This window comes from Cryobacterium sp. AP27, from assembly GCF_056680495.1.
Genome location: NZ_CM155285.1, coordinates 2,003,635 through 2,015,901, shown reverse-complemented (window position 1 = coordinate 2,015,901; position 12,267 = coordinate 2,003,635). Strand labels below are relative to the sequence as shown.

Below are 12,267 nucleotides of genomic sequence, written 5' to 3'. Positions count from 1 at the left end.
GGTCGTGCGCGGCAAACCTGCACCTGCGCCCGCGATACCGGCCGCGCCTGCAGTTTTGGCCCGCGTGACGCGCCGCGTTACTGGATGGTGCCTTTGGCCGGGTCGCCGAGGGGCACGTTGCCGGCGATCGTCACCTCGGGCGGGGCGGTGAGGGCGTCGCCCATGAGCCGGTTGAGCTCGGCTATCGCCTCACCGGCAGCGTGGGCGGCGAGATCGTCGGGTGTGCTCCACCGTTCCACCACGATCAGCCTGGTCTGATCGGTGTGCAGGGCGTAGAGCTCACAGCCCGCTTCCTCGTGCACGAGGGGCGACGCACCGGCGAATGCGTCGAGGGCGTCCTGAACGCGGCCGGCCTTGGGAACGAGGGTGGCGATAACGACAACCGACATGCAATCTCCTGACGTGTGCTGATCCCGGTGAGGGCTGCAATCAGCATGCCACGCTGATTTAGGAGGCCACTCCATCCCGTAAACTGAATGCATCATGGCTACTTTTGGAAACCTCTCAGATCGCCTGGCCGAGACGTTCAAGAATCTCCGCACCAAGGGCAAGCTCAGTGCCGCGGATGTTGACGGCACGGTTCGTGAAATTCGACGCGCGCTGCTCGACGCCGACGTTGCCCTCGAAGTCGTCAAGGACTTCACCGGACGCGTGCGTGAGCGCGCCCTCGGTGACGAGGTCAGCAAGGCGCTCAACCCGGCGCAGCAGGTCGTGCAGATCGTCAACGACGAACTGGTCACGATTCTCGGCGGCCAGCAGCGTCGCCTCGAATTCGCCAAGAAGCCGCCGACGATCATCATGCTCGCCGGCCTGCAGGGTGCGGGTAAGACCACCCTCGCCGGCAAGCTTGCGAAGTGGCTCGCCAAAGACGGGCACACCCCCGTTCTCGTCGCCGCCGACCTGCAGCGCCCCAACGCCGTCACCCAGCTCGAGGTCGTCGCGGGGCAGGCCGGAGTGGCCGTCTACGCGCCGCAGCCCGGCAACGGCGTCGGCGACCCGGTCAAGGTCGCCCGCGACGGCGTGAAGTTCGCCCAGCAGAAGCTGCACGACGTCGTCATCATCGACACGGCCGGACGCCTCGGAGTCGACGCCGAGCTGATGAAGCAGGCCGCAGACATCCGTCGCGCGACCGATCCCGACGAAGTGCTGTTTGTGATCGACGCCATGATCGGTCAGGACGCCGTCGCCACCGCGAAGGCCTTCCAGGACGGCGTGGACTTCACGGGCGTGGTGCTCACCAAGCTCGATGGCGATGCCCGCGGTGGTGCCGCTCTCTCGGTTGCGTCCCTCACCGGCCGACCGATCATGTTCGCGTCCACCGGCGAGGGCCTCGACGACTTCGAACCGTTCCACCCCGATCGCATGGCCGGCCGAATCCTCGACCTCGGTGACATCCTCACCCTGATCGAGCAGGCGCAGGGCGCATTTGACGAGGACGAGGCCCGCAAGGTCGCCGAGAAGTTCGCCACGGACACCTTCACCCTCGACGACTTCCTCAGCCAGATGCAGCAGCTGCGCAACATGGGCTCGATCAAGAAGATGATGAGCATGCTTCCCGGCGCCGGTGCCATGAAGCAGCAGCTCGATAATTTCGACGAGGGCGAGATCGTGCGCACCGAGGCGATCATTCAGTCGATGACCAAAATGGAGCGCACCATGCCCAAGCTCCTCAACGGGTCGCGGCGGATGCGTATCGCCAAGGGTTCCGGGTCCACCGTCACCGAGGTCAACCAGCTCGTTCAGCGCTTCGAGCAGGCCGCGAAGATGATGAAGACCGTGGCCAAGGGCGGAACGCCCAACATTCCCGGCATGGGACCGATTCCCGGCGCCGGGTACGGGGGCAAGCCCAAGGCGCAGCAGAAGAAAAAGGGCTCAAAGTCGGGAAACCCGGCCAAGCGCGCGGCCGAAAACGCCGCGATCGCCGCGGGCGAGAAACCTGCCGCACCCGGCTCGACGTCCGGCGGCTCCGGATTCGGCCTCGCCGGCGGCGCCACCGCGCAGCCGGGCAAGGGTAAGGCCGGCGGGCCGAGCGAAGAAGAAATGGCCGCCTTGCAGAAGATGCTCGGGCGCTAAACTCGCACCACGTCAGCTCTGCCCTACCAGGGAGGTCAGCTCATGCCCGTGCACTCGAGACTCACCATGACTGGGACGTCGCGACAACGTCGCGGCGTGGGCGGAACCTTCCTATTGGGCATGAGCCTGATCGCGTTCCTGGCGGCCTGTGCATCACCGACGTCCTCCGACGCGGGGCAGACTCCGACTCCCACGGCCCCGCAGAGCATTGTGGGCACCTGGGTCGTGAACCCCGACCAGACGCTGGCGACGACGCCGTTTCTCACGATCGCGGAAGACGGCACGTGGACCGGGTCCGACGGATGCAATGTGGTGCGCGGCACATGGGAGGTCGCCGCGGACGGCACCCTTGTGACAACATCCGGGCCGAGCACGCTGATCGGTTGCGACGGCAAACCGCTGCCGGCACTGTTCTCCAACGCCACGAGGGCCACCGTCGACGGTGACAGTCTCGTGCTGCAAGATGAGTCCGGCGAGGTTGCGACGCTCGTGGCCGGCCGGGAGCCCCTCAAACACGTCGTCACTCCCACCGATACACCGACAAACTAGGCGAGTTCATGACCCCCACAACACCACGTCCTGTGCGCCTCGGAGTGCAGATTGCTCCGCAGCACGCCACCTACTCGAAGATCCGCGACACGGTCGAAGCCGTCGAAGGACTCGGCGCCGATGTCGCCTTCAACTGGGACCATTTCTTCCCGCTGAGCGGCGACCGGGACGGCCTGCACTTCGAGTCGTGGACGATTCTCGCCGCCTGGGCGGAGCAGACGTCGACCATCGAGATCGGCGCGCTCGTGAACTGCAACAGCTACCGCAACGCGGACCTGCAGGCCGACATGGCCCGCACCATCGATCACATCAGCGGCGGACGTTTCCTGTTCGGCACCGGTGCCGGCTGGTTCGAGCGTGACTACGACGAGTACGGCTACGAGTTCGGCACCCCGGGCACCCGCCTCAATGCCCTCGACGACAGCCTCAACCGCATCGAGGCGCGCTGGGCGAAGATCAACCCGGCGCCCACCCGCCAGATTCCCGTGCTGATCGGGGGCGGTGGCGAGAGGAAGACCCTGCGCATCGTGGCCCAGCATGCGGACATCTGGCATTCCTTCGCCGATCCGACCGTGCTCGAGCACAAGCTCGGGGTGCTTGGCGAGTGGTGCGAGAAGGTCGGCCGCGACCTGTCGGAGATCGAGATCTCCACCGAGCTGCGCGGCCGCACGGTGGCGCAGGCCGAAGAGCTGTACGAGCTGGGTGCGCGCCTGTTCACGATCGGCGTCTCCGGTCCCGATTACGACCTCGCGCACGCCGTGGACTGGCTGGCCTGGCGCGACTCGAAGAACGCCCAGGCGCCCGCCACCCCGAGCTGACGCCGCGCTGGTCGAGGCGCGAGCCGACGCCGCGTTGGTCGAGGCGCGACGGAGGAGCGATCGAGGCCGCGTGAGGTGGTCCTCGGGCGTGGCTGGGCTGGGTGTCTCGCTTGGTCTCGATCGCTCGCGCCTCGACCGGCGGTTCCCCCGAGACGCGCCTCAGCGCAGGCCGTGCTCGAGTTCGCGGCTGAGCGCGGCCACGACGGCCGGCAGGCGGCCGCCGGCCTCCGCCGCCACACGGAGCTGGCGCTGATAACTGCCGCCGTTGTCGATGATCTCATGCAGATCCAGGAGCTCGCCCAGGCAGCCCAGACGCTCGGCGACGGGGGAGAGCGTGTCGATGAGGAGGCGCACGTCGTCGGTCACGAGCCGTTCGGCCCCGGCGGCGTCGAGGATGATCTCGGCGTCGAGCCCGTAGCGGGCGGCGCGCCACTTGTTTTCGCGCACGAACCACGGCTGCATGGTAGGTACCGTCTCGCCGGCGTCGAGCCTCGTCGACATCCACTCGACCAGGCACTGGATGAGGGCCGCGATCGCGCCGAGTTCCTGCGTCGTTGACACGCCGTCACAGACCCGCACCTCGATCGTGCCCCAGCGCGGAGCCGGTCGGATGTCCCAGCGCACCTCCGTGACGTCGTCGATGATTCCCGTCGTGGTCATGTCGTCGACGTAACTTTCCCAGGCCGCCCAGTCGGGCAGGTCCCATGGCAGGCCGGCGGTGGGCAGCTGCTGGAACATCTGCGCGCGGTTTGAGGCGAAACCGGTGTCCACGCCCGCCCAGTACGGGCTCGACGCGGCGAGGGCCTGCAGGTGCGGAATGTAGGTGAGCATGCCGTTGAGAATGGGCATGACCTTGTTCTTGTCTTCGATGCCCACGTGCACGTGAATGCCCCAGATCATCATGTTGCGCCCCCACCACTGCGTACGATCAATGAGCTTGTGGTACCGCGGCTTGTCGGTGATCGCCTGGTCGTACCATTGCCCGAACGGATGCGAACCACTGCAGATGAGGTCAACGCCGCGGGGAGCAACGACCGCGCGCACCTCGGCGACCTGGCCGGCCACATCCGCTACCGCGCCGCCGACGCTCTGGTGCACTCCCGACACGACCTCGATCGTGTTGAGCAGCAGCTCGCCGGTGATGGTCGGGTGCCGGGACCCGTCGGGGCGGCGCAGGGCGTCGAGCACGTCGTCGGCTATCGACACGAGGTCGCCCGTGGTGCGGTCGACGAGGGCAATCTCCCATTCGATGCCCACAGACGATCGGCCCGATCGGGCGAATTCAAGTGCCACTCTTGCTCCTTCAGACGCGCGCGAAATGTACCCGCCATCATACGATTATCACAAAGGGTAAAAGTCTGGCAGAATGATCAGTCGAGATCACTATGCCCCGCCCTCTATCCCGGTGTAGGAAGATCCTCTAGAAGCTTATGCCGAGTGTGCCCCCACGCTCACGGCCTCAGGTTCGCCAAACATCGAGATAACACTGGAGAATTGTGGCTGTCAAAATCCGTCTGAAGCGCATGGGCAAGATCCGTGCACCGTTTTACCGCATCGTCGTTGCCGACTCGCGCACCAAGCGCGATGGTCGTGTCATCGAAGAGATCGGCGTCTACCACCCCACGCAGGAGCCCTCGGTCATCGAGGTCAAGTCTGAGCGTGCACAGTACTGGCTGAGTGTCGGCGCACAGCCGACCGAGCAGGTTGCGGCCTTGCTTCGTCTCACCGGCGACTGGGGCATCTTCAAGGGTGACAAGGACGCCAAGAGCACCGTCAAGATCAAGGAGCCCAAGGCTGCCTTCGTCGCCGACGAGAAGAAGAAGCCCGTCCTGCGCCCCAAGGCCGAGAAGCCCGCGGTCAAGGCCGACGAGTCCACCGAGGCTGCCGCAGAGGCAACCGACGAGACCAAGGCGTAAATCTTGCTCGCTCCCGCACTTGAGCACCTCGTCAAGGGGATCGTTGATCACCCGGACGATGTGCACGTTGCTGAGAAGAACTCTCCCCGTGGTGAGGTTCTTGAGGTTCGTGTGAACCCCGAGGATCTCGGCCGGGTCATCGGCCGTGCGGGTCGCACGGCCAAGGCCCTGCGCACTCTCGTAGCTGCGCTGGCCGATGGCCGCCGCGTTCGCGTTGACGTCGTCGACACCGATTCCTAGGGTCTCCCATGAATTCGGTCGACGACAGTACGCAGACGCGCAACCAGCTTCGGGTGGGGCGACTCACGAAGGCCCACGGGCTCAAGGGAGCGATCAAGCTTGAACTGTTCACGGACGACCCGGGACGACGTTTCGTCCCGGGTGCTGTGTTCACCCTCCAGGTGCCCACCGGTACGCCGTGGCACGGGAAAACCCTTGAACTGGTCGAACTTCGCTGGTACAACCAGCAGGCCGTCGGTTTCTTCAAGGATGTTCCGGACCGCACCACCGCGGAGACCCTCGCCAAGGCGATTCTCTGGATCGAGTCCGACGCGGCTGAGCAGTCCGACGAAGAAGATGCCTGGTACGACCACCAGCTCATCGGCCTCGCCGTGATGCGCGACGATGTGAAGATCGGCACGATCTCCCGCCTTGAGCACATGCCCGCGCAGGACCTGCTCATCGTCAAGACCCCCACCGGCGACGTGATGATCCCCTTTGTGAAGGCGATCGTTCCCGCCGTCGATGTGAAGGCCGGAACCGTCACGATCACCCCGCCTCCCGGACTGCTCGAAGAGCTTCCCGAGCAGGCGGATGTTGCTCACACCGAGGCCGCACCGGAAACGGATGCCGACGCATCCGTCGACGAGCCGGCCTCTGATGAGCCGGAAGCCGAGAAAGACTGACCGGCACCGACCTGTCACCGATCGCCCATCCCCACCGGGGGTGGGCGTTTTGTGTATGCACCGCCACGCGGCGTCGCTACACGTTGAGTCGGTAGCCGCGCTTCACGACCGTGGCCACGAGCCCTGGAACGCCGAGCGTTTGGCGCAGGCGGCTGAGCGAGACCTCCATGGCATGGTCGTCGACCGGGCCGGGAAGCGCCAGGGTGAGATCGTCACGGGACACCACGGCGCCGCGCGCGGCAACGAGCGCACGCATGATGGCGAGGGCCGTCGGCGGCAGCTGCACCCGCTCGTCGCCGATCTCGATGACGCACCCGCGCAAGGCCAGCGGGCCGTGCTGCGTTTGCACCCGCAGGATCGCGTTCTGCTCCAGATGCTCGCAGACCAGCCGGATCAGGGCACCCATGCGAAAGCGCGTGGGCTGAATGGGAATGATTCCGGCGGCCTTCAGCGGGGCGGCCGTCACCGGGCCGACGGCGGCGGCGCACACCTGGCTTTGCAAAGCCAACACGAGTTGCGGGTACATGCTCATGCCCTCCGCGGCGCCGAACAGGGCGTGCACCGACGGTGCGCTCGTGAACGTGACGCAGTCCAATTGGCGGGCGCAGATGGCTTCGACGAGTTTGTAGACCCGATCGTCGGTGTCATCCACGGCGATCCAGCGGTACGGGGCGACGATCAGCACGTTCCGGTGCACGGCCCGGAGTCGGTCGAGTTGTTCCTCGTCGGTGAACCCGTGTACCTGAATCCCAATGGTGAGCCCGGCCGGGTAGTCCTCCAGAACCTTGGTGACCAGGGACGCGGTGGTCTCGGAATCGCTCATTCCCGCATCGTTGAGGCCCGCCGCGCGGATTCCTCCGCGTGCCTTGGGACCGCGGACGAGGATCTTCGTGTCGGAGAGTGCCTCGGTGAGGGCGTCGCCGAGCCCGTCGGCCTCCGCCACCTCGAACCAACGCCGCACGCCGTAGCCGGTCGTTGCGAGGAGCACGTCCGGCCGGGCCGCGATCATGGCCCGGGTGTCGCCCTGAAGCGGGCCGTCTTCCTGCGAGTGCGCAATCCGCAGCGTCGGCGCATGCACGACGCGGGCGCCGCGGCGTTCGAAGGCGTCGATCAGGTCGCTCGACCGGCGGTCGCTCGTGACGCCGATGCGGAAGCCCTCCAGCTGGGTGGGTTGAAAGGCGGCCGTCGACAGTTCGGGGGACTCCGCCGGTCCGGCCTTGTCGGAATGGTTCGGGGGCCCTGTGCGATCTGTAGGCATCAGGCCGCGAACTCGCCGGCCCGGCTGATCAGGTCTTCCGCGCTCGTGTCGCCCGTGAACGCGAGGCGCACAACCTCCCCGATCACGAGTACGGCGGGGGAGGTGACGCTCGCGCGTGCCGCCTCGCCGAGGATGGTTCCGAGGTTGGCGATGGTCGTGCGCTGGGTCGCGCTGAAGCCGCGCTCGATGATCGCGACCGGGAGGTCCGCGGTCATGCCGTGGCGCAGCAGACCCTGGGTCAGGGTGGGCAGCGTGCCGACGCCCATGAGCACCACGATGGTGCTGCCGAGGAGCACAAGGCCCTCAAGCTCGTTCTCGGTCAGTGGCGCGTGACCGGAGATCACCGTGAAGGCATGGCTCATGCCGCGATGGGTCAGGGGGATGCCGGCCGCTGCGGGGACCGCGATCGCGCTCGTGACGCCAGAGACGACGGTCACGGGGACGCCGTGGGAGTGGCAGGCGAGCACTTCTTCGCTGCCGCGGCCGAAAATGTACGGGTCGCCGCCCTTGAGCCGAACGACTCGGGAGCCGGCGAGGGCGTGGCTCACGATGAGCCTTTCGATGTCGCCCTGGGGGATGGCGTGGTTGCCCGGAAGCTTGCCCACGTCGATCAGGCGCGCGTTCGGTGCGAGCGCCCGGAGATCGTCGGTCGGTGCGAGACGGTCGTAGAGCACGACCTCCGCCTCGCGAAGCGCCTGCGCGGCGGCGAGGGTGAGCAGCCCGGCCGACCCCGGGCCGCCACCGACGAGGGTTACCCGTCCGGGCTGTCCTGACTCAGGGGCGTTCATCTTTTACTCTCCTCGGACTGGTATGCGGCTTCCACTGAGAATCACCGTACGTGAATCTGCTCGCTCTTCGGCAGTGGCAGGACGCATTTGGTCACGTTCGCTCACGAGGGCAAGGCTCGGGTCGGCCGTGGTGGGGGCGTTCACGAAGGAACGGAACCGGCGCAGCCGCTCCGGGTCCCCGAGCGTCGCGGCCCACTCGTCCTCATAGTTGTCGACGTGTGCGGCCATCGCCTCCTCCAGCTCGGCGGCGAGACCGAGGGAATCATTGATGACCACCTCGCGCACGTGCTCGAGTCCGCCGTCGAGCTCCTCCATCCACCTGGCCGTGCGCTGCATGCGATCCGCCGTGCGGATGTAATACATCATGTAACGGTCGATGTAGCTGATCAGTGTCCTCTCATCCAGGTCGGTGGCGAGCAGCTGGCCGTGGGAGGGCTGGAACCCGCCGTTGCCTCCCACGTACATGTTCCAACCGTTGTCGGATGCGATGATCCCGACGTCCTTGGCCCGCGCCTCCGCGCACTCCCTGGCACACCCCGAGACGCCGAACTTGAATTTGTGCGGGGCTCGCAGGCCCCGATAGCGCAGCTCCAACCGGATGGCGAGACCCACCGCATCCTGCACGCCGAAGCGACACCAGGTCGAGCCGACGCACGACTTCACGTTGCGGAGCGCCTTCCCATACGCCTGCCCCGATTCGAAGCCGGCGTCGACGAGAACTCTCCAAATGTCCGGCAGCTGTTCGAGGCGGGCGCCGAACAGGTCGATGCGCTGCCCGCCCGTGATTTTCGTGTACAGGTTGAAGTCCAGTGCGACCTGGGCGATCACGGCGAGCTTCGTCGGGGTGATCTCGCCGCCGGGGATGCGGGGGACCACCGAGTAGGTGCCGTCCTTCTGCATGTTGGCCATGGCCCGGTCGTTGGTGTCCTGCAGGGTCCCGCGGCCGGCGTCGAGAATGTAGGCCGTGTGCTGGCTGGCCAGGATTGACCCGACGGCCGGTTTGCACACGTCACAGCCGCGGCCCGTGCCGAACCGAGTGAAGATCTCCTCGCTCGAGGTGAGGCCGAGCACCCGCACGGATTCGAACAGTTCCTGCCGGCTCAGCTCGAAGTGCTCGCAGAGCGCGTGCGAGACGGTCTGGCCGGAGGCGATCAGCTCGGCCTCGAGCAGCTTTTTCACGAGGGGTACGCACGACCCGCACTGCGTTCCTGCCCTAGTGCAGGTCTTCAGCGCGCCGAGCTCGGTGCACGCATCGGTGTGCTCATCGCCCTGCACGGCGCCGCGCACGGTGCCGGCGGTCACCATGTTGCAGGAGCACACGAGGGCGTCGTCGGGGAGCTCGTCATCGGCCGGGGCCTCGGCGCCGGCGGCGGAGAGGTACGCGGCCGGTTCGCTGCCGAGTTCGCGGCCCACCAGGGGCCGCAGCAGGGAGTACGGGCCTGCGTCGCCCACGAAAATGCCGCCGAGGAGGGTTTTGGCGTCGTCGGTCACCACAAGTTTTTGGTACAGGCCGCGCGCCGGGTCGGCGTAGACGATTTCCAGTGCGCCCGGCGTCGTGCCGAGGGCATCGCCGAAGCTCGCCACGTCGACGCCGGAGAGCTTGAGCTTGGTGGCGTCGTCGACGGTCGTGAAGAGCGCCTCGCCGCCGAGCAGCCGGTCGGCGACCACCTCTGCCATGGCATTGGCCGGTGCCACGAGTCCCACGCACCGGTCGTTCCAGCTCGCCACCTCGCCGATCGCCCAGATCTTCGGGTCGCTCGTGCGGCAATCGTCGCCGATCGTGACGCCGCCGCGCGTGCCGACGCCGAGGCCCGAGGCGCGCGCCAGTTCGTCCCGCGGCGCGATGCCGATCGCGTAGATGACCATGTCCGCCGGGATCGTCGTGCCGTTGCCGAGCTGCAGGCCGGTGATGGCGGTGTCCTCGTCGTTCGTGAGCACGGTGCGCGCCCGGGTGCCGAGGTGCAGTTCGATGCCCTGGGCCACGATGAGGCGCCCGAGGGCCTGCCCGCCGCCCTCGTCAAGCTGCGCGGACATCAGCCAGCCGCCCGAGTGAACGATCGCCGATTCGGCGCCGAGCGCGTGCAGCCCCCCGGCCGCCTCCAGACCGAGCAGACCGCCGCCGGCCACGACCACCTTCGGCGCGCGGCCGAGCGACTCCCTGAGCGCGGCCAGTTCCGCGACGAGGGCATCGACGTCGTCGAGCGTGCGGTACACGCGAATGTGGGCGGAACCGGGCATGTCGGGCACCGGGGCGCTCGACCCGGTGGCCAGTACCAGTTCGTCGTAGCCGAAGACATGACCGGTCGACGTGGTCACCGTTTGCGCCGCACGGTCGATGATGTCGGCGCGCTCGCCGATACGCAAAGCGATGTGTTCGGCGTCCCAGACACCGCTCGGTTCGAGGGTGAGATCGACCGATCCGGCCAGCCGCCGGCTGAGCGCCACCCGGTCGTAGGGGAGGTGGGATTCCTCGGCCATCACCACCACCGAGAGGGCGTGCTCGGTGTCGCGAGAGTGCAGGGCATCGGTGAGGCGGTGCGCGGCCGGACCACCGCCGATCACGATCACGCGTCGCCGGGCTGTCTCGGGGGTGGGGTGAGTCGCAGAAGTCATCAGCATCCTTTCAGGGCTGATGCCGAGCGTATGGCGGGGCGGTTTCTCCGTCGTGTCGCCCGTGTATCCCGGAGAGAACGAAACCCCCACAGCATCCGTGCGTCGCTGTGAGGTGGGTTTCACTCCGGCGAAACAAACGGCGCTGCTGTCGGAAATACGCCCCGCGTAGCGTGAACGCCAACCCACCGCAGCAACCACGCACACTGACACTCGGGAGCGACATGACCCTCACCCTCACCCCCGCCGCGGCCGCGCCGAACGCTCCCGTCTGGGAACGTGCCTGCGCGGTGACCGATCTCGAACCGTCGTGGGGCGAAGCCGCACTCATGCGCATGAAGCAGATCGCGCTCTTCCTGCTGTCAACCTCCGAGGTGTACGCCGTCTGCCACCGCGACCCGCACACGGATGCCTATGTCATGGCCCGCGGAATCGTCGGCTCCCGCGGAGACCGGCCCACCATCGCGTCGCCGCTGCACAAGGAGGTGTACGACCTGGGCACGGGGGAATGCTTCACCGATTCGACCCTGTTCCTGCGCACCTTCCAGACGCGGATCGTCGGCGGATTCATCGAGGTCGCTGTGTAGGCATCCGCTCTTCTAGAATTTGAGTATGCGCATTGATATCGTCACCATTTTTCCGGAATTCTTCGATGTGCTCGACCTGTCGCTGCTCGGCAAGGCCCGCCAGTCCGGTTTGATCGAACTGGGCGTGCACAACCTGCGCGACCACACCCATGACCGACACCGCACCGTCGATGACACGCCGTACGGCGGCGGCGCCGGAATGGTCATGAAGCCTGAGCCGTGGGGTGACGCGCTCGACTCCATTCTCGGGGCGGCGCCCGCCGACGAGGAGCCTGGAGACGCGCACGGCCCCACCATCATCTTCCCGTCGCCGGCCGGTGAGCAGTTCACGCAGGCCACGGCCCGGGAGCTCGCCGAGGAGCCCCACCTCGTGTTCGGATGCGGGCGCTATGAGGGCATCGACCAGCGCGTCGTCGACCACTACGCCACCCGTGGGCGGGTGCGCCTGATCAGCCTCGGTGACTACGTACTCAACGGGGGAGAGGTCGCCGTGATGGCGATGATCGAAGCCGTCGGACGCCTGATTCCCGGTGTCGTCGGAAACCCGCAGAGCCTCGTGGAAGAATCCCACGAGGACGGCCTGTTGGAATACCCCAGCTACACCAAACCGAACGAGTGGCGCGGCCTGCCCGTACCCCCGGTTCTGTTGAGCGGCAATCACGCTGCGATCGCGGCCTGGCGACGTGAGCAGCAGCTGGAACGCACCCGGCGTGTGCGGCCCGACCTGCTCGTCGAGTCTGTGGACAGCTCCGCGTCGTAGCGA

Annotated in this window: 13 protein-coding genes; 8 read left to right on the top strand and 5 right to left on the bottom strand. The window is 67.0% G+C overall.

Annotated features, from left to right (window positions below; all coding sequences use genetic code 11):
• Positions 1 to 77: 77 nt before the first annotated feature.
• Positions 78 to 389, bottom strand: coding sequence for a putative quinol monooxygenase (locus AC1MB9_RS09635; RefSeq protein ID WP_479961742.1), 312 nt, complete (start codon positions 387 to 389; stop codon positions 78 to 80).
• Positions 390 to 483: 94 nt separating this feature from the next.
• Between AC1MB9_RS09635 and ffh the strand changes: the two genes are divergently transcribed.
• From ffh to AC1MB9_RS09620, 3 genes are all read left to right on the top strand, one after another.
• Positions 484 to 2,073, top strand: coding sequence for a signal recognition particle protein (gene ffh / locus AC1MB9_RS09630; RefSeq protein ID WP_479961741.1), 1,590 nt, complete (start codon positions 484 to 486; stop codon positions 2,071 to 2,073).
• A gap of 66 nt (positions 2,074 to 2,139) precedes the next feature.
• The gene (locus AC1MB9_RS09625) at positions 2,140 to 2,622 is read left to right on the top strand and encodes an META domain-containing protein (protein WP_479961740.1); all 483 of its coding nucleotides are present in this window, start codon (positions 2,140 to 2,142) and stop codon (positions 2,620 to 2,622) included.
• An 8-nt stretch (positions 2,623 to 2,630) separates the two neighbouring features.
• Positions 2,631 to 3,440 (top strand): LLM class F420-dependent oxidoreductase, encoded by an 810-nt coding sequence (locus AC1MB9_RS09620; RefSeq protein WP_479961739.1) that lies wholly within the window; start codon positions 2,631 to 2,633, stop codon positions 3,438 to 3,440.
• Positions 3,441 to 3,599: 159 nt separating this feature from the next.
• Here AC1MB9_RS09620 and AC1MB9_RS09615 read toward each other — a convergent pair whose 3' ends face one another.
• Positions 3,600 to 4,733: a glutamate--cysteine ligase gene (locus AC1MB9_RS09615; protein WP_479961738.1), complete on the bottom strand. Its 1,134-nt coding sequence runs from the start codon at positions 4,731 to 4,733 to the stop codon at positions 3,600 to 3,602.
• A gap of 203 nt (positions 4,734 to 4,936) precedes the next feature.
• On the opposite strand from AC1MB9_RS09615, the gene rpsP reads away from it, so the two are divergent.
• From rpsP to rimM, 3 genes are read left to right on the top strand one after another with little or no spacing between them, the layout of a single operon-like run.
• Complete coding sequence (gene rpsP / locus AC1MB9_RS09610; RefSeq protein ID WP_479961737.1) at positions 4,937 to 5,356, top strand: 30S ribosomal protein S16; 420 nt, start codon at positions 4,937 to 4,939, stop codon at positions 5,354 to 5,356.
• Between the two features lie 3 nt (positions 5,357 to 5,359).
• Positions 5,360 to 5,596: an RNA-binding protein gene (locus AC1MB9_RS09605; protein ID WP_479961736.1), complete on the top strand. Its 237-nt coding sequence runs from the start codon at positions 5,360 to 5,362 to the stop codon at positions 5,594 to 5,596.
• A gap of 8 nt (positions 5,597 to 5,604) precedes the next feature.
• Positions 5,605 to 6,261: a ribosome maturation factor RimM gene (gene rimM, locus AC1MB9_RS09600; protein ID WP_479961735.1), complete on the top strand. Its 657-nt coding sequence runs from the start codon at positions 5,605 to 5,607 to the stop codon at positions 6,259 to 6,261.
• A gap of 76 nt (positions 6,262 to 6,337) precedes the next feature.
• On the opposite strand, the gene AC1MB9_RS09595 is transcribed toward rimM, so the two are convergent.
• Genes AC1MB9_RS09595 through nirB form a run of 3 tightly spaced genes read right to left on the bottom strand, consistent with a single transcriptional unit; the run spans position 6,338 to position 10,920 of the window.
• A complete protein-coding gene (locus tag AC1MB9_RS09595) occupies positions 6,338 to 7,519 on the bottom strand; it encodes a uroporphyrinogen-III synthase (RefSeq protein WP_479961734.1) in 1,182 nt (393 codons plus the stop codon).
• Positions 7,519 to 8,307 (bottom strand): uroporphyrinogen-III C-methyltransferase, encoded by a 789-nt coding sequence (cobA, locus tag AC1MB9_RS09590; RefSeq protein WP_479961733.1) that lies wholly within the window; start codon positions 8,305 to 8,307, stop codon positions 7,519 to 7,521. Before cobA ends, AC1MB9_RS09595 begins: the two co-directional genes overlap by 1 nt.
• Before the next feature lie 3 nt (positions 8,308 to 8,310).
• Positions 8,311 to 10,920, bottom strand: coding sequence for a nitrite reductase large subunit NirB (nirB, locus tag AC1MB9_RS09585; RefSeq protein WP_479961732.1), 2,610 nt, complete (start codon positions 10,918 to 10,920; stop codon positions 8,311 to 8,313).
• 221 nt (positions 10,921 to 11,141) lie between these two features.
• Here nirB and nirD point away from each other — a divergent pair, with 221 nt between their 5' ends.
• Both nirD and trmD read left to right on the top strand, forming a co-directional pair.
• Complete coding sequence (gene nirD, locus AC1MB9_RS09580; protein WP_479961731.1) at positions 11,142 to 11,504, top strand: nitrite reductase small subunit NirD; 363 nt, start codon at positions 11,142 to 11,144, stop codon at positions 11,502 to 11,504.
• A gap of 25 nt (positions 11,505 to 11,529) precedes the next feature.
• Complete coding sequence (trmD, locus tag AC1MB9_RS09575) at positions 11,530 to 12,264, top strand: tRNA (guanosine(37)-N1)-methyltransferase TrmD (RefSeq protein WP_479961730.1); 735 nt, start codon at positions 11,530 to 11,532, stop codon at positions 12,262 to 12,264.
• Positions 12,265 to 12,267 lie beyond the last annotated feature (3 nt).